At 62.4% G+C, this 17,347-nt stretch carries 12 protein-coding genes; 2 read left to right on the forward strand and 10 right to left on the reverse strand.

The features are described from left to right. Positions 1-37 precede the first annotated feature (37 nt). The 9 genes from phaC (PBDP_RS02265) to PBDP_RS02305 form a co-directional block, all read right to left on the reverse strand. Positions 38-1,720, reverse strand: coding sequence for a class II poly(R)-hydroxyalkanoic acid synthase (gene phaC / locus PBDP_RS02265; protein WP_116833981.1), 1,683 nt, complete (start codon positions 1,718-1,720; stop codon positions 38-40). Positions 1,721-1,832: 112 nt separating this feature from the next. After that, positions 1,833-2,687, reverse strand: coding sequence for a poly(3-hydroxyalkanoate) depolymerase (phaZ, locus tag PBDP_RS02270; protein ID WP_109752028.1), 855 nt, complete (start codon positions 2,685-2,687; stop codon positions 1,833-1,835). 240 nt (positions 2,688-2,927) lie between these two features. Further along, complete coding sequence (gene phaC, locus PBDP_RS02275; protein ID WP_109752030.1) at positions 2,928-4,607, reverse strand: class II poly(R)-hydroxyalkanoic acid synthase; 1,680 nt, start codon at positions 4,605-4,607, stop codon at positions 2,928-2,930. Between the two features lie 278 nt (positions 4,608-4,885). Beyond that, positions 4,886-5,263 carry a gamma-butyrobetaine hydroxylase family protein gene (locus PBDP_RS02280; protein WP_109752031.1) on the reverse strand — a complete coding sequence of 126 codons (378 nt, stop codon included), beginning with the start codon at positions 5,261-5,263 and terminating at the stop codon, positions 4,886-4,888. 195 nt (positions 5,264-5,458) lie between these two features. Then, positions 5,459-6,796, reverse strand: coding sequence for an ATP-dependent protease ATPase subunit HslU (gene hslU, locus PBDP_RS02285; RefSeq protein ID WP_212801764.1), 1,338 nt, complete (start codon positions 6,794-6,796; stop codon positions 5,459-5,461). A 50-nt stretch (positions 6,797-6,846) separates the two neighbouring features. Further along, on the reverse strand, positions 6,847-7,377 hold the full coding sequence (gene hslV / locus PBDP_RS02290) for an ATP-dependent protease subunit HslV (protein ID WP_003196958.1): 531 nt from the start codon (positions 7,375-7,377) through the stop codon (positions 6,847-6,849). Between the two features lie 267 nt (positions 7,378-7,644). Further along, positions 7,645-8,340: an SPOR domain-containing protein gene (locus PBDP_RS02295; protein ID WP_003196959.1), complete on the reverse strand. Its 696-nt coding sequence runs from the start codon at positions 8,338-8,340 to the stop codon at positions 7,645-7,647. 1 nt (position 8,341) lies between these two features. Further along, positions 8,342-10,078: an arginine--tRNA ligase gene (gene argS, locus PBDP_RS02300; RefSeq protein WP_109752033.1), complete on the reverse strand. Its 1,737-nt coding sequence runs from the start codon at positions 10,076-10,078 to the stop codon at positions 8,342-8,344. 210 nt (positions 10,079-10,288) lie between these two features. Next, positions 10,289-12,508, reverse strand: a complete 2,220-nt coding sequence (locus tag PBDP_RS02305) for a primosomal protein N' (RefSeq protein ID WP_109752034.1) — start codon at positions 12,506-12,508, stop codon at positions 10,289-10,291. Positions 12,509-12,715: 207 nt separating this feature from the next. On the opposite strand from PBDP_RS02305, the gene rpmE reads away from it, so the two are divergent. Continuing rightward, positions 12,716-12,940 carry a 50S ribosomal protein L31 gene (gene rpmE, locus PBDP_RS02310; protein ID WP_003196965.1) on the forward strand — a complete coding sequence of 75 codons (225 nt, stop codon included), beginning with the start codon at positions 12,716-12,718 and terminating at the stop codon, positions 12,938-12,940. A 303-nt stretch (positions 12,941-13,243) separates the two neighbouring features. Further along, a complete protein-coding gene (locus PBDP_RS02315; RefSeq protein WP_109752035.1) occupies positions 13,244-14,512 on the forward strand; it encodes a malic enzyme-like NAD(P)-binding protein in 1,269 nt (422 codons plus the stop codon). A 294-nt stretch (positions 14,513-14,806) separates the two neighbouring features. Here the strand turns inward: PBDP_RS02315 and PBDP_RS02320 are convergent, their stop codons facing one another. Continuing rightward, positions 14,807-17,251, reverse strand: coding sequence for a penicillin-binding protein 1A (locus PBDP_RS02320; protein ID WP_178082464.1), 2,445 nt, complete (start codon positions 17,249-17,251; stop codon positions 14,807-14,809). Positions 17,252-17,347 lie beyond the last annotated feature (96 nt).

The raw sequence follows: 17,347 nt of genomic DNA on the forward strand, positions 1-17,347 counted from the left end.
GTGCCACGGCCAATAACCTGGCCGTGGAGTGGGGCCTTCAGCGCACGCGAACATAGGTCCCCGGGGCTGCGTCCAGAGGCGGGTAGTTCGCGTTGCCCAAGGTCATCTGGGTTTCGTGTTGGGCGCCGGAGCGCTCCTGGATCCAGCCCAGCCACTGGGTCCACCAACTGCCTTCGACGTGCTTGGCGTCGTAGTACCAGGCCCGTGGGTCGCTGCTCAGTTTCGCGCTTTCGATGTAATTGGCCTTGGGGTTGCCCGGTGGGTTGAGGATGCTCTGGACATGGCCGCTGTTGGAAAGCACGAAGCGTTTTTCGCCACCGAGCAACAGCGTCGAGCGGTACACCGCGTCCCAGGGCGTGATGTGGTCGTTGATGCCACCCACGCTGAAACTGTCCACCGTCACTTTCTGCAGGTCGATTGGCGTGCCGCACACTTCCAGGCCGCCGGGATGGGTCAGTGGGTTGTGCTTGAAGAAGTCCAGCAGGTCACCGTGGTAAGCCGCCGGCAGCCGGGTGCAATCGTTATTCCAGTAGAGGATGTCGAAGGCCGGCGGCTCCTTGCCCAGCAGGTAGTTGTTGATGAAGTAGGTCCAGATCAGATCGTTGGGGCGCATCCAGGCGAATACCCGGGCCATGTCGCGACCATCGAGGATGCCCTTCTGGTAGGAGCGGCGCTTGGCGGCTTCTAGGGTCTGTTCGTCGATGAACAACGTGGCCGGGCTGTCGATCTGGCTGTCCAGCAGGCTCACCAGATACGTGGCGCTGGCGACCCGGCGTAGCTGGCGCTTGGCTTGCAGGTGGCCTTGCAGGGCGGCGATGGTCATGCCCCCGGCGCAGGCACCCATCAGGTTGACCTCGCGGGCGCCGGTGATCGCCCGGCAGACATTCATGGCCTCCTCCGCAGCCTCGACATAACTGGACAGGCCCCATTCGCGGTGGCGTACATCCGGGTTGCGCCAACTGATGATGAAGACCTGCAAACCGTTTTTCAGGGCGTACTGAACGAAGCTGTTGGAAGGGCTCAGGTCGAAAATGTAGAACTTGTTGATCTGCGGCGGCACGATCAGCAAGGGCTTGGCGTACTGTTTTTCGCTCATGGGCCGGTACTGGATCAGCTCGAGCAATTCGTTGCGAAACACCACCGCTCCGGGTGTGGTCGCCAGGGTCTTGCCGACTTCAAAGGCGTGGGGCGTGGTTTGGCGCGGCAAGCCGTCGTTGTGCAGCAGGTCGTCTACCAGGTGGCTGATACCTCGAACCAGGCTGGCGCCGCCGGAGTTGAACAGTTCCTTGACCGCCAGTGGGTTGAGCAAGGTATTGGACGGCGACACGGCATCGTTGAGCAGGGCGAAGGCGAAGTGGGCGCGGGCGCGGTCATCCTGGCTCATGGTGCTTTCGTCGATCCAGCTCGTGACCTGTTTCTGCCAGCTCAGGTAGGCCTGCAGGCTGCGGCGGTAGAACGGATTGAGCTGCCAGGTGGGGTCGGCGAAACGCTGGTCGTTGGGGTTGGTGGGGTGCAGGGTCTCGCCCAGCAGCACACGGCCCAGTTGACCGCCCAGCTTCAACGCATGCCGGGCACTGTGCACCGGGTTGCGCAAGCCATGTGCGGCCACGCTGCGCAAGGTGGACAGCAGGTCTCTGCCACGCAAGCCGGTGACTGCACTTTGTGCGTTGATGAAGCTGGCAGGGGCGGGCATGGAACCCTTCGCCGGTTTGTCGCGCATGAGTCAACTCCTTCGTCATCAGGCTAAAAACAAACACACCGAACCAGACAACATAGTCGCTGTTTCGGGTCGTTGCGCGGTCCGGCGTCCTGCCAGGCGCTAATGGGCGGTTTCAGCCGCCCAGCGGCGAGGGATGCGGATGCATCACTGCACGCTGACGTTCTTCCTCCAGGAATTTCATGATGATCGGTGCCACCGCTTCGGCCCGGGTGATCAGGAACAGATGGCCGTCATCGATGATGTGCAATTGGGCGTTGGGAATGCGCCAGGCCAGCATGCGCATGTTGATCAGTGGAATCAGCGGGTCGTCGTCGCCGGCCAGCACCAGGGTCGGCTGGTGGATCTTGTGCAGCCAGTGGATGCTGGTCCAGCCCAGACCGGCGAACAGTTGCCAGTAATACCCAAGCTTGCCCGCCGAACGAACCTTGGCCGCATGGCTGGCCGCCAGGCTCGGGTCGCGGCGGAACGAGCCACCGTAGATCAGCGGTGCGATACGCATCACGTGGGACGGTTGAACATAGCGCCGAGGGCTGGCCATCATCCACAGCACCTTCGGTTTGCCCGGCACCATCACCGCCCCAGCCGCCGTGGCCGCCAGGACCAGCTTCTTGCAGCGCTCCGGGTAGTCATAGGCGAACTGCTGGGCCAGGGCGCCCCCCCAGGACACGCCGATCACGTTGACCTGCCCGTAGTCCAGGTAATCGAGCATCCTCGCAGTGAGTTTTGCCAGCCCGGGAAAGCGATACGGCCGGTTGGGCGTCGATGAGCCGCCGACACCGGGCACGTCAAAGGCGATGACTTCCAGGTCCGGGTCCAGGGCCTGGATGAACGGGAACACCAGCTCGAGGTTGGCGCCGATGCCGTTGAAAATCAGCAGGGGCGTCAAGTGAGGCTTGCCGGGACGTACCGCGGTGCGCAAGGTCTGGCCATCCAGATCGACGGTACGGAAGATGTACGGTTGCGGCATGCTTCAAGCCCTATGGGTCATGTCTCGGTTTACCTGTGTTCGATCTGTCAGACCGAGTCGCTGCCTTCGCGAGCAAGCCCGCTCCCACATGGAGCGGTGTGAACATGGGTTTCAAGTTCGCAGTGATCCAAATGTGGGAGCGGGCTTGCTCGCGAAGACGGCCCAGCATTCAACATCAATGTCGGCTGCCGGAGTGCTTTCGTGAGCAAGTCCACTCCCGCAGCAGACGAGTTGCATCCGTTACCGCTCATGCACATAGGTGCCAGGCGCCGCTTCACCGGCCGGGTAGGCCTTGTTGCCCAGCACGGTAGGGGCTTTTTTCAGTTTGCCCGAGCGCTCGGCCTGCCAGGCCTGCCAGTGCAGCCACCAGGAATCGGTGTGCTTGGTGGAGTTTTCCTGCCAGTCCTCGGCCTTGGCCGGCATGTCCTCGCCGGTCATGTAGCGTGACTTGGGGTTGCCTGGCGGGTTGAGGATGCTCTGGATATGGCCGCTGCTCGACAGCACGAACTCCACCTTGCCGCCAAACAACTGCGCCGACTTGTAGCAGGACTTCCACGGTGTGATGTGGTCGTTGGTGCCGGCCAGGGAGAAGATGTCGGCGGTGACCTGCTTGAGGTCGATGGGCGTGCCGCACACTTCCAGTGCATTGGGACGGATCAGTGGGTTGTTCTTGAACATTTCGATGAGGTCGCCGTGGAACGCCGCCGGCAGTCTCGTGGTGTCGTTGTTCCAGAACAGGATGTCGAACACCGGCGGTTCGTTGCCCAACAGGTAGTTGTTGACCCAGTAGTTCCAGATCAGGTCGTTGGGGCGCATCCAGGCGAACACCTTGGCCATGTCGCGGCCCTCGAGTACGCCGGCCTGGTAGGAGTGGCGCTTGGCCGCTTCCAGGGTCTGCTCGTCGACGAACAGCGCCACGTCGGTGTCCAGGGTGGTGTCGAGCACACTCACCAGCAAGGTCAGGGCGTTGACCTTTTTCTCGCCGAGGGCGGCGTAATGGCCCAGCAGCGCGGTGCAGGTGATGCCGCCCGAGCAGGCCCCGAGCATGTTCACGTCCTTGCTGCCGGTGATGGCCGTGACCACGTCCACCGCTTCCTTGAGTGCCTCGATGTAGGTCGACAGGCCCCACTCGCGCTGCTCCTTGGTGGGGTTGCGCCAACTGACGATGAAGGTCTGCACGTTGCTGCGCAGGCAGAAGCGCGCCAGGCTCTTGTCCGGGCTCAGGTCGAAAACGTAGAACTTGTTGATCTGTGGTGGCACCACCAGCAGCGGTCGCTCGTGGACCTGCTCGGTGATGGGCCGGTACTGGATCAGCTCCAGCACGTCGTTGCGAAACACTACGGCGCCTTCGGTCACGCCCAGGCTCTTGCCGACCTCGAACGCACCCATGTTGACCTGGCTCGGCATCCCGCCGTTGTGCACCAGATCCTTGGCCAGGTGGGACAGGCCGTCCAGCAGGCTCTTGCCGCCGGTTTCGAAGAAGCGCTTGACCGCCGCCGGGTTGGCCGCCGAGTTGGTCGGCGCCATGGCTTCGGTCATCAGGTTGATCACGAAATGCCCGCGGCTGATGTCCGCCGGCGAGAGGTTGCTGTCGTCGATCCAGGCGTGCAGCTCCTTGCGCCACGCCAGGTAGGTTTGCAGGTAACGTTTGTAGAGCGGGTTCTGGCTCCACGCCGGGTCGACGAAGCGACGGTCGTCACCGGCCGGTTGCAGTTCGGATCTGCCGAACAGGACATTCTTGAGTTCGACGCCGAAATGAGCGACGTGCTTGACGCTGTGCAGCGGTTGCTTGATGGCCTGGGTCAGCACCATGCGGGCAGAGGCCAGCAGGTCTTTCCTGCGCAAGCCGACGACGGGATTCAACCCCAGGGTATTTTCCGAGGCCTGGTACTTCAGGTCATCGTTGTTCTTGTTGCTCATCTACGACGCTCCATTGTCCTTCAGACGAGTACCCGTATCGTGCCATGAAGCCACACAGCCAATACCAGGTACGCTGCTCGGGTGACCATTAATTCCGCATCGAGGGCCAATGAGGAAACGTATGCCAGGAACTCGTCGGTTCCTTTGCAGGTAACTTGCCAGCTCCATTGGTTACCCGAGTTTAATTTTTTTCGCAAGCAGGCCAGTCATTGACGTTGCTGCGCGGGCATTCAAGCAGATGAGTCTAGAAAAATCCCCCTAAAGCGCCAGCCCTTGAGCTAGAGCATCAGCTTGACGACGGACTCGTTCGGATCGCGGGTTTTTCCAGCGGCCTTGAGTTCGCCAAGATAATCGTTCCACAGGTCTTGCTGGCGCACCGCCAACTGATAGAGATAATCCCAAGTGAACAGTCCGCTGTCGTGGCCGTCGTCAAAGGTCAGTTTCAGTGCGTACTGGCCGGCCGGTTCGACCTTGGTCAGGCCGACGTTGAGCTTGCCGTATTGCAGGATGGGTTTGCCATGGCCCTGGACCTCGGCGGAAGGCGAGTGCACTCGCAGGAATTCGGCGGGCAGGTGGTACTCCTCGTCTGGCGCGTACTTGAGCGTCAGGGTCCTGGAGGCTTTGTGCAGGTTGATGGCGGTGGGGAGTTTGGTCATGGCCTGTGATCCGTCTCTGAAGGAGCCTTGATCTATAAAACGACACAGTCAATGTGGGAGCGGGCTGTGTGGGAGCAAGGCTTGCCCGCGATGAAAACGCCGCGGTCTCTTGAGGACCGCAGCGCCTGGATCGCGAGCAAGCTTTGCTCCCACACAGCCCGCTCCCACAGGTCTGCGTTCGCCTGTAATTGCTACTTACAGGATATACCGCGACAGGTCTTCGTTCTGCGCCAGTTCACCCAGGTGGCTGTTGACGTACTCGGCGTCGATCAGGATCGGCGCTTCATTATGGGCACTGGCCAGGTCGCCGGCGCTGAACGAGACTTCCTCCAGCAGGCGTTCGAGCAGCGTGTGCAGGCGACGGGCACCGATGTTCTCGGTCTTTTCGTTCACCTGCCAGGCGATCTGGGCCAGGCGCTTGATGCCTTCTGGCGCGAACTCGATGTTCAGGCCTTCGGTCTTGAGCAGTGCGCAATACTGTTCGGTCAAGGACGCGTGAGGCTCGCTCAGGATGCGCTCGAAGTCTTCCGGCGTCAGCGCCTTGAGCTCGACACGGATCGGCAGGCGACCCTGTAGCTCCGGCACCAGGTCGCTCGGCTTGCTCAGGTGGAAGGCACCGGAAGCGATGAACAGGATGTGGTCAGTCTTGACCATGCCCAGCTTGGTGTTGACCGTGCAGCCTTCGATCAGCGGCAGCAGGTCGCGTTGTACACCCTCGCGGGACACATCGGCGCCGCCGACATTGCCGCGCTTGGCGACCTTGTCGATTTCGTCGATGAACACGATGCCGTGTTGCTCGACCGCCTCCAGCGCCTTGGCCTTCAGCTCTTCTTCGTTGACCAGGCGGCTGGCTTCTTCATCGCGCACCAGTTTCAGCGCTTCCTTGACCTTGAGCTTGCGGCTCTTTTTCTTGCCCTTGCCCATGTTGGCGAACAGGCTCTGCAACTGGTTGGTCATTTCTTCCATGCCCGGTGGCGCGGAAATGTCGACGCCGGCCATTTCGGCGACTTCGATCTCGATTTCCTTGTCATCCAGCTGGCCTTCGCGCAGGCGCTTGCGGAACAGCTGGCGGGTGTTGGAATCCTGGGTTGCGGCAGAGTCGGCGTTGAAGCCCATGCGCGCCGGTGGCAGCAGGGCGTCGAGGATGCGCTCTTCGGCGGCGTCTTCGGCGCGGTGGCGAACCTTGGTGATTTCCTGTTCGCGCAGCAGCTTGATGGCGGCATCGGCCAAGTCACGGATGATCGACTCGACGTCGCGGCCGACATAGCCGACTTCGGTGAACTTGGTGGCCTCGACCTTGATGAACGGCGCGTTGGCGAGTTTGGCCAGGCGCCGGGCGATTTCGGTTTTACCGACACCGGTCGGGCCGATCATCAGGATGTTTTTGGGGGTCACCTCGACGCGCAGCTCTTCGGGCAACTGCATCCGCCGCCAGCGATTGCGCAGGGCAATGGCGACGGCGCGCTTGGCATCGTCCTGGCCGATGATATGGCGATTGAGTTCGTGGACGATTTCGCGGGGAGTCATGGACATAGTAATTGGCGGTCCTCAAGCATGAATGAGCCGGTGCGCAAGTGGCAGGCTTATTCGGCGAGGTCCTGCTCCTCAATGGTCTGGGTGTGATTGGTGAAGACGCAGATGTCGCCGGCGATGCCCAAGGCAGTCTCGACGATCTCACGGGCCGACAGGTCGGTTTTTTTCAGCAGCGCGCTGGCCGCCGCCTGGGCGTAGGCGCCGCCGGAACCCATGGCGATCAGGCCGTCCTCGGGCTCAACGACATCGCCGTTGCCGGTGATGATCAGGGAGGCGTCCTTGTTGGCGACCGCGAGCATGGCTTCGAGGCGGCTCAGAGAGCGGTCGGTGCGCCATTCCTTGGCCAGCTCCACAGCGGCACGGACCAGATGGCCCTGGTGTTTTTCCAGCTGGCCTTCGAAACGTTCGAACAACGTGAAGGCGTCGGCAGTGGCACCGGCAAAACCGGCGATGACCTCGCCGTGATACAGGCGGCGGACTTTCTTCGCGTTGCCTTTCATCACGGTGTTGCCCAGTGAAACCTGGCCGTCGCCGCCCATGACGACTTTGCCATGACGGCGGACTGAAACGATGGTGGTCAAGGGAGAGTCTCCACGCAGCGGGGCGAAAATGCCCGGATGGAACTCATATGGGGGTGGCGTGGGGTTTTTCAACTGTGGGGAGGGAGAGGGGACGAGCGGCGCCCTGGGGGGCAATCAAGTTTGTGGCAAAGGCATTCACTGTGGCGAGGGAGCTTGCTCCCGTTGGAGCGCGCAGCGGTCCCAAGCTTTTGGGGCTGCTACGCAGCCCAGCGGGAGCAAGCTCCCTCGCCACAAAAGCCCCACAGCACCGGGTGTTTTCAGCAGAAATCAGCGGCTCTGGCGTTGTTGTAACAACAGGTTGCTGAAACCGCTGCCGGCCAGTTGTTTCTGGGCCTTGGTCAGTTCTTCGCGGTTGCTGAACGGGCCGACCAATACCCGGTACCAGGTTTCGTCCTTGACGGTGCCGGACTCCACTGACACGGACTGGCCCAGCAGAATGATCTGCGCCCGGACCTTGTCGGCGTCGGCCTCCTTGCGGAACGATCCGGCCTGGAGGAAGAACTTGGTCACCGGCGCGGCTTTCTGCACCGGCGGGGCCGGTGGCGGCGTGATGCCGGCCAGGGCTGCCTGGGCGCGAGCGGTGTCGATTTTCGCCGCTTCGGCCGGGGTCACCGGTGTCGTGGGCACTTGCGGTGTCGGCAGGGTTTTCTCCGGCACGGCATCGGGCGGCACGATGACTTCCGATTCCGGCAGCAAGGTGTAGAAGTCGTACTTCGGCTTCACCGGTTGCGTCGGGCTCGGCGGGGTCTTGTTGGCCTCGGCGATGCGCGTGGCTTTCTGCTGCTCCTGCCGGACGCGCTTGACGTCATCGCCCTGGCCCGGCTCCAGCTTCATCAGGAACACAATGAAAGCGCCGACGGTCAGGCCGATGGCCATCCACAACCAGCCCGGAATCGGTTTCTTGGCTGGAGGCTGGTAACGACTGGCGCCGCGCTTGGGTGCAGGTTTTTTCTTGGCGGCCAACTTACATGCGCTCCAGGGTTTCCAGGCCCAGCAGCTCCAGGCCTTGCTTGAGCGTACGACCGGTCAGCGCGGCGAGGCGCAGGCGACTCTGCATTTGCTCTGGGGTTTGCGCATTGAGGATCGGGCAGTTCTCGTAGAAGCTGGAGAACAGGCCGGCTACATCGTACAGGTAGGCGCACAGGATGTGCGGTGTGCCCTTGTCGGCGACGTTGTTCAGCACCTCGCCGAACTGCGCGAGTTTCGCCGCCAGTTCCTGTTCCTGGGCGGCTTCAAGCACGATCTGGCCGTCTACTTCACTGAAGCTTTTGCCGAGCTTGCGGAACACCCCGGCCACGCGGGTGTAGGCGTACAGCAGGTACGGCGCGGTGTTGCCTTCGAAGTTGAGCATCAGGTCGAAGTTGAAGCTGTAGTCGCTGGTGCGATGCTTGGACAGGTCGGCGTATTTCACCGCGTCGATGCCCACGACCTTGGCGATCTTGCGCAGTTCGTCTTCGGCCAGGTCCGGGTTCTTGCCCTTGACCAGGATGTAGGCGCGCTCCTGAGCTTCGGTCAGCAGGTCGATCAACTTCACCGTGCCGCCGTCACGGGTCTTGAACGGACGACCGTCGGCGCCGTTCATGGTGCCGAAGCCCATGTGCTCCATTTCCATTGGACGGGTCACGAAACCGGCCTGGCGCGCGACTTCGAACACCTGCTGGAAGTGCAGGGCCTGGCGCTGGTCGACGAAGTACAGCACTCGATCGGCCTTGAGCACGCCGTTGCGGTAGCGCACGGCCGCCAGGTCAGTGGTGGCGTAGAGGTAGCCACCGTCGGCCTTGACGATGATCACCGGCAGCGGCTCGCCATCGGCGGTCTTGAATTGGTCGAGGAACACACACTGGGCGCCGTTGCTTTCCACCAGCATGCCCTTGGCCTTGAGGTCGTTGACCACATTGATCAGGTCGTCGTTGTAGGCGCTTTCGCCCATCACGTCGGCCATGGTCAATTTGACGTTCAGCAGTTCGTAGATTTTCTGGCAGTGGGACAGGGAGATGTCCTTGAACTTGCTCCACAGCGCCAGGCACTCGGCATCGCCGGCCTGCAGCTTGACCACCAGGCCGCGGGCACGGTCGGCGAACTCGGGCGACTCGTCGAAGCGTTGCTTGGCGGCGCGGTAGAAGTTCTCCAGGTCCGACAGTTCGTCGCTGGTGATCGGGTTTTCCTGCAGGTAGGCCATCAGCATGCCGAACTGGGTGCCCCAGTCGCCGACGTGGTTCTGGCGGATCACGGTGTCGCCAAGAAACTCCAGGACCCGGGCCACGCCGTCGCCGATGATGGTCGAGCGCAGGTGGCCGACGTGCATTTCCTTGGCAAGGTTGGGCGCCGAGAGGTCGACCACGGTGCGCTGCAACGGGCCGGCCTTGCGCACGCCGAGGCGCACGTCGGCCAGGGCCGCGTCCAGGCGCGAAGCCAGGGCCTGGGTGTTCTGGAAGAAATTGATGAAGCCGGGTCCGGCAATGTCCGCCTTGCTGACATTTTCGTCGGCCGGTAGCGCGGCGATGATTTTTTCCGCCAGGTCCCGCGGTTTCATGCCGGCCGGCTTGGCGAGCATCATCGCGATGTTGCTGGCGAAGTCGCCGTGGGTCTTGTCGCGGGTGTTTTCGACCTGAATCGCCGGCGACAGGCCTTCTGGCAGCACACCTTCAGCGACGAGTTGGGCGATGGCTTGCTGGATGAGCTGGCGAATGGTGTCTTTCATGGTCTTCTCTTTCAACCGCAGGCGCGGCGGCGCTTCGATGCGCTGGTGGAAAAACTGGGCATTATCCGTGGCGAAGGCGGGCTTGCCAACTGTAGCGGGTCGGTTGGGGATGTGTGGTGATTATTCGGGCCTCATCGCGAGCAGGCTCGCTCCCACAGAAAATTGCATTCCCATGTGGGAGCGAGCCTGCTCGCGATGACGATGCCTGGGTCAATACAAATCCACCGGATCCACATCCAGCGACCAGCGCACCGCTCGCCCGCTGGGCATTTGCTCCAGCACCAGCAGCCAGGCACTCAGCAGACGATGCAGTGGCGCCCGGGCATTGGCTTGCAATAAAAGCTGCGCGCGATAGCGCCCGGCCCGCCGTTCCATCGGTGCCGGTACCGGGCCCAACAGTTCGATGCCGGTGAGGCTCTGCTCTGCCAGCAAGCGTTCTGCCTCGCTGCAGGCCTCGTCGAGGAATGCTTCGGCCTGCCCCGGCTTGTGGGCTTCGGCCCGCAGCAATGCCAGGTGGGCAAACGGCGGCAGACCAGCGCTGCGCCGTTCGCTCAAGGCCTGTTCGGCGAAGGCGAAATAACCTTGTTCGGTCAGTTGGATCAACAACGGGTGATCGGCCAGGTGCGTCTGGATAATCACTTTGCCCGGCTCCTCGGCCCGCCCGGCCCGCCCCGCGACCTGGACGATCAACTGCGCCATGCGCTCGCTGGCGCGGAAGTCACCGGAGAACAGGCCGCCATCGGCGTCGAGGATCGACACCAGCGTGACCCGGGGAAAGTGGTGCCCCTTGGCGAGCATCTGCGTGCCCACCAGGATGCACGGCTGGCCCTTCTGGATCGTGGCGAACAACTGGTTCATCGCGTCCTTGCGCGAGGTGCTGTCGCGATCCACCCGCAATACCGGGTAATCGGGGAACAGGATGCCCAGCCGTTCTTCGGCGCGTTCGGTGCCGGCGCCGACCGGGCGCAAATCCACTTTGCCGCACTGTGGGCAGTGCCTTGGCACGCGCTCGACGTGGCCGCAATGGTGGCAACGCAGTTCGCCGTGGCGCTGATGCACGGTCATCCGCGCGTCGCAGCGTTCGCAACCGGACATCCAGCCACAGTCATGGCACAACAGGGTCGGGGCAAACCCGCGGCGATTGAGAAACACCAGGACCTGTTGCCCGGCGGCCAGGGTCTGGCCGATGGCTTGCTGCATCGGCCCGGAAATACCGCTGTCCAGCGGACGGCTTTTCACATCCAGGCGCAGGAAGCGCGGTTGCTTGGCGCCGCCGGCCCGTTCGTTCAGGCGCAGCAGGCCGTAGCGGCCGGTATAGGCGTTGTGCAGGCTTTCCAGGGACGGCGTCGCCGAGCCCAGGACAATGGGGATGTTTTCCTGGCGCGCGCGCACCAGCGCCAGGTCGCGGGCGTGGTAGCGCAGGCCTTCCTGCTGTTTATAGGAGCCGTCGTGTTCTTCGTCGATGATGATCAGGCCGGGGTTTTTCATCGGCGTGAACAGGGCCGAACGGGTGCCGATGATGATGTCGGCCTCGCCATCGCGGGCGGCCAGCCAGGCTTCCAGGCGTTCGCGGTCGTTGACCGCCGAGTGCACCAGGGCGATCCGGGCGTTGAAGCGTTGTTCGAAGCGCGCCAGGGTTTGCGGGCCGAGGTTGATTTCCGGAATCAGCACCAGGGCCTGTTTGCCGGCTTCCAGGGTCTGGCGGATCAGCTGTAGATAAACTTCGGTCTTGCCGCTGCCGGTGACGCCCGCCAGCAGAAAGGCGTGATAACTGTCGAAGCCGGCCCGGATCGCTTCGCAAGCGGCCCGTTGTTCGGCGTTGAGCGGCAGTTCCGGCTGGGCCAGCCAATGTTCATGGCGGGCGCCGGGAGCGTGCCTGCGGATCTCCACCTGGACCAGGTCCTTGGCCAGCAGCAGGTCGAGGCTGTCCTTGCTGAGCATCAGTTTGCTCAGCAATTGATGGGCCACACCGTGGGGATGTTGGGCCAGGGTCGCCAGGGCTTCGCGCTGGCGCGGGGCACGGGCGATGCGCGGATCGTCCAGCGAGGCTCCCGGGGCCACCGACCAGAACCGCTCCTGGCGCGCCTCGGCCAGTTCGCCCTGGCGCAGCAGTACCGGCAGCGCCCAGCTCAAGGTATCGCCGAGGCTGTGCTGGTAATACTGGGAGGTCCACAGGCACAGCTTGAACAGCGACGCCGGCAAGGGTGGCGTGGCATCGAGCAGGGCCAGGGCCGGTTTGAGCTTGTCGGCCGGCACTTCGCTGTGATCGGTGACCTCAACCAGGATCCCGATCATCTCCCGGCGGCCGAACGGTACCCGCAGGCGCATGCCTGGTTGCAACTGGGCGCGCAGGACCCCGGCCGGGGCGCGGTAGTCGAACAGGCGGCGCAGGGGCGAAGGCAGGGCGAGGCGCAGGATGGCGTCGGGCACGCGGGAGGGTCTCGATATACAGACAAATTCAGAAGGCTTGGCACAACCCTTGTGGAAGAGCTTGCGCATGAGGCGGGGAGCCTAGCAGACGGTTGGTGCAAGTCATAGCTTGCGTGATTGACGTTGTCTGGTAGAATCCGCGGCCTATTTACGTGCGGTATTCAACAATAGTGTTGGGTGGCGGCACGCTAGCCTGAGGAAAACAGCATGAAAACCGATATCCATCCGGAATACCCAGTAATTGCCGTAACCTGCAGCTGCGGCAACAAGTTCGAAACGCGTTCGACCTACGGCAAAGCCCTGGCGATCGACGTTTGCAACGAATGCCACCCGTTCTACACCGGTAAGCAAAAGACTCTGGATACCGGCGGCCGCGTTCAGAAGTTCGCCGATCGTTTCGGTGCTTTCGGCAAAGTTACTCCAAAAGCCTGAGGCTGATCATTTTGGAAGGTCGTCTCGACCCTTCCAGATTGATAAAGAAGGCGTCCCTTGTGGACGCCTTTTTTGTGCCTGCGATAAAGCAAGGTATCGGGCTGCGCGAGAGGGCTTGATTAAAAATTGTAGACATTTTTCTATCTGATTGTATGCATGTAGCCCTTGTGTTTCATGGCTCTTGGCCCAAAGTCGTAGGGCAGGGCGCTTGACAGTAGTGACTGGTCAGTCTTGTGGGGATTTTACGAGGCGCGTATCCTCGGCGGTCCGTCTGTCCAACACAGTAAAAAGCGGAATGCCCACATGTCTGATCTGAAAACTGCCGCTCTCGAATATCACGCTAATCCTCGTCCAGGGAAGCTGAGTGTCGAGCTCACCAAGGCCACCGCTACTGCTCGCGACTTGTCGCTGGCCTACAGCCCCGGCGTAGCCGAACCAGTACGCGAAATCGCTCGCGACCCTGAACTGGCCTACAAATACACCGGTAAAGGCAACCTGGTTGCAGTCATTTCCGATGGCACCGCGATTCTCGGCCTGGGTAACCTCGGCCCATTGGCCTCCAAGCCGGTCATGGAAGGCAAGGGTGTGCTGTTCAAGCGCTTCGCCGGTATCGACGTATTCGACATCGAAGTCGACTCCGAGAGCCCGCAAGCCTTCATCGACACCGTCAAGCGTATCTCCATCACCTTCGGCGGCATCAACCTGGAAGACATCAAGGCACCTGAGTGCTTCGAGATCGAGCGCGCCCTGATCGAACAGTGCGACATCCCGGTATTCCACGATGACCAGCACGGCACCGCCATCGTCACCGCGGCCGGCATGATCAACGCCCTGGAAATCGCTGGCAAAACCCTGCCTGAAGCCAAGATCGTCTGCCTGGGTGCCGGCGCCGCGGCCATCTCCTGCATGAAGTTGCTGGTGAGCATGGGCGCCAAGATCGAAAACATCTTCATGGTCGACCGTACCGGCGTGATCCACTCCGGCCGTGACGACCTGAACCAGTACAAGGCCGTGTTCGCCCACGCGACCGACAAGCGCTCCCTGGCGGACGCGCTGGACGGTGCCGACGTATTCGTCGGTCTGTCGGGTCCGAACCTGCTGAGCCCGGAAAACCTGCTGCGCATGGCGCCGAACCCGATCGTGTTCGCCTGCTCGAACCCGGATCCGGAAATCTCCCCGGAGCTGGCTCACGCTACCCGCAGCGACGTGATCATGGCCACCGGCCGTTCGGACTACCCGAACCAGGTCAACAACGTACTGGGCTTCCCGTTCATCTTCCGCGGTGCCCTGGACGTTCGCGCCAAGCGCATCAACGAAGAAATGAAAGTCGCGGCCGCCAACGCCCTGCGCGAACTGGCCAAGCTGCCGGTGCCTCAGGAAGTGTGTGACGCCTACGGCGGCATCAAGCTGGAATTCGGTCGTGAGTACATCATTCCGAAGCCAATGGACGCCCGCCTGATCACCCTGATCTCCGACGCCGTGGCCAAGGCCGCCATCGAGACTGGCGTGGCCACCCTGCCGTATCCGAAGAACTACCCGCTCAAGAGCGTGGATGACGTGTTCAACGGCTAAGCCGTTGTAGCGCTTCAACGAAAAACCCCGGCTCCTGTGAGTCGGGGTTTTTTATTGCCTGTGGGGTTGTGGGTGGTTAGAAATCTTTCCAGAAGTCAGAAACCCGTGGCGAGGGGATTTATCCCCGCTCGGCTGCGCAGCAGTCGTAATCCGGCTGGCGCGGTTCATCTGTTGTTCCGTGCTGCCTGGTTTTTGGGCTGCTGCGCAGCCCTGCGGGGATAAATCCCCTCGCCACGATATAGCCTGCAAAAAAAGCCCCGCACTTCTTCCGAAGGCGGGGCTTTGGGGGGGCGGTCAGAACAGATCGATCGGCGCCGCCTCGTCCGCCGGCAGCGGGCTGCCCGGCGCAGCGCCGTTGCCCAGCTCGTTGACCGACGGTGGCGTGTCTTCGCTCTTGAACAGTTCGAAGTACGCGCCCGGGGTACCTGGCGTGGCTGCGCGACCACTGACCGGGTCGACCCGCAGGCTGAGGATGCCTTCCGGTTCCGGCTGGGTGTGAGGCGGTTTGTCCTTGAGGGCGGCACCCATGTAGCTCATCCAGATCGGCAGCGCCACGGTGCCACCGAACTCACGGCGGCCCAGGCTTTCGGGCTGGTCGAAACCGGTCCAGACGGTGGTCACGTAATCGGCGTTGTAGCCGGAGAACCAGGCGTCCTTGGATTCGTTGGTGGTACCGGTCTTGCCCGCCAGGTCGGTGCGGCCCAGGGCCAGTGCGCGGCGACCGGTGCCGAGCTTGATCACGTCCTGGAGCATGCTGTTGAGGATATAGGTGGTGCGGCCATCGATAATGCGCTCCGCGACGGCGGGCGCTTGCGGCAGGCCTGGGGCCGTCGTGGCTTCGCCCGGCGTCGCATTGACCGTGAACGTCTCGGTGGACGGCGCGGCGAGGCCATCGCTGGCCTGCTCGCCCGTGGGCACGCGTGGCGGGTTGGCAACGAACAGCGTCTCGCCGTTGCGGCTTTCGATCTTGTCGATGATGTACGGGGTGATCTTGTACCCGCCGTTGGCGAACGTACTCCAGCCCGTGGCGATTTCCATCGGCGTCAGGGTCGCGGTGCCCAGGGCCAGGGACAGGTTGCGCGGCAAGTCCTGCTTGTTGAAGCCGAACTTGCTGATGTAGTCGATGGTGCGGTCCACGCCCAGTGCCTGCAACAGGCGGATCGATACCAGGTTGCGGGATTTGTACAGCGCCTCACGCAGGCGAATCGGGCCGAGGAATGTATTGGTATCGTTCTTCGGCCGCCAGACCTTGTCCAGGTACTCATCGACGAACACGATCGGCGCATCGTTCACCAGGCTGGCGGCGGTGTAGCCGTTATCCAGGGCGGCGCTGTAGACGAACGGCTTGAAGCTCGAGCCCGGCTGGCGCTTGGCCTGCAACGCCCGGTTGTAGTTGCTCTGCTCGAAGGCGAAACCACCCACCAGCGAACGGATGGCACCGTCCTGCGGGTCGAGGGACACCAGCGCGCCCTGGGCGGCCGGGATCTGGCTGAACTTGAGGGTGTTGTCCGCCTGGCGCTGGACGCGGATCAGGTCGCCGACCTGGGCCACGTCGGATGGCTGTCGTGGGTTGGCGCCCATGCTGTTGGTATTGAGGAACGGACGGGCCCATTTCATGGTGTCCCAGGCCACATGCTCTTCCAGCTCGCCGTTGCGGGTCAGCACCTTGATGCCGTCCTTGTCCACCGAGGTGACGATCGCCGGCTCCAGGCTGCTGATGGTGCGTTGCTTGGTCAACTCCAGGGCCCAGGCTTCCTTGGTCTTGCCCGGCAGGCGCGATTCAGGGCCGCGGTAGCCGTGGCGCTGGTCGTAGGTCATCAGGCCCTCGTGCAGGGCGGTGTTGGCCATTTCCTGCAAGTTGCTCGGTACCGTGGTGGTCACGCGGAAACCTTCGGTATAAGCGTCGCTGCCATAGCGCCCGACCATCTCGGCACGGGCCATCTCGGCGATATACGGGGCGTTCACTTCCGGGGTCGGTACGTGATAGCTGGCGTTCAGCGGTTCATTGATCGCGGCGGTGTAGTCGGCCTCGCTGATCTTGCCGAGCTTGTACATGCGCCCCAGGATCCAGTCGCGACGCTCCTTGCTGCGCGCCGGGTTGGCCAGCGGGTTGAAGCGTGACGGTGCCTTGGGCAGGCCGGCGATCATCGCCATCTGCGCCAGGCTCACATCGCGGATCGACTTGCCGTAGTACACCTGTGCCGCCGCCTCGATGCCGTAGGCGCGGTTGCCCAGGTAAATCTTGTTCACGTACAGCTCGAGGATTTCATCCTTGGTCAGCTGTCGCTCGATTTGCAGGGCCAGGAGGATCTCGGTGGTCTTGCGCGAGAAGCTGCGCTCGCTGGTCAGGAAGAAGTTCTTGGCCACCTGCATGGTGATGGTGCTACCGCCGGACTGGATGTGCCCGCTCTTGACCAACTGGCTGGCGGCGCGCATCAGGCTGCCGGGATCGACGCCATAGTGGTTGGCGAAGTTATCGTCTTCAGCACTTAGTAACGCATTGATGAAATTGGGGGGAATGTCGGCGAAACGGATCGGTGTGCGGCGCATTTCGCCAAATTCGGCAATCAGCTTGTTATCGCTGCTGTACACCCGCAGAGGAATCTGCAACTGAATACTTCTCAGCGCCTCCACGGACGGCAATCCCGGACTAAGGTAAAGGAAGGCACCGCTCAGGCCCAAGAGCAGTCCGCAGAAAACGGCGACGATGGACCATCCGAAAAATTTCAGCAGACGAATCAAGGCTTTTGGATATCCAGGCAAAGAATGAAAAAGGCGCCAGGTGCAGGGATGGACCCGTGCTTGCAACAAAGCGAAAAAAACGCTGGGCATTAT

It is taken from the genome of Pseudomonas sp. St290 (assembly GCF_018325805.1).
Classification (GTDB): domain Bacteria; phylum Pseudomonadota; class Gammaproteobacteria; order Pseudomonadales; family Pseudomonadaceae; genus Aquipseudomonas; species Aquipseudomonas bijieensis.

What these genes read in the sequence shown, in the direction of transcription:
- phaC (WP_116833981.1), bottom strand. Translation starts at nt 1,720, where the DNA reads ATGCGCGACAAACCGGCGAAGGGTTCCATGCCCGCCCCTGCCAGCTTC.
- phaZ (WP_109752028.1), bottom strand. Translation starts at nt 2,687, where the DNA reads ATGCCGCAACCGTACATCTTCCGTACCGTCGATCTGGATGGCCAGACC.
- phaC (WP_109752030.1), bottom strand. Translation starts at nt 4,607, where the DNA reads ATGAGCAACAAGAACAACGATGACCTGAAGTACCAGGCCTCGGAAAAT.
- PBDP_RS02280 (WP_109752031.1), bottom strand. Translation starts at nt 5,263, where the DNA reads ATGACCAAACTCCCCACCGCCATCAACCTGCACAAAGCCTCCAGGACC.
- hslU (WP_212801764.1), bottom strand. Translation starts at nt 6,796, where the DNA reads ATGTCCATGACTCCCCGCGAAATCGTCCACGAACTCAATCGCCATATC.
- argS (WP_109752033.1), bottom strand. Translation starts at nt 10,078, where the DNA reads ATGAAAGACACCATTCGCCAGCTCATCCAGCAAGCCATCGCCCAACTC.
- rpmE (WP_003196965.1), top strand. Translation starts at nt 12,716, where the DNA reads ATGAAAACCGATATCCATCCGGAATACCCAGTAATTGCCGTAACCTGC.
- PBDP_RS02315 (WP_109752035.1), top strand. Translation starts at nt 13,244, where the DNA reads ATGTCTGATCTGAAAACTGCCGCTCTCGAATATCACGCTAATCCTCGT.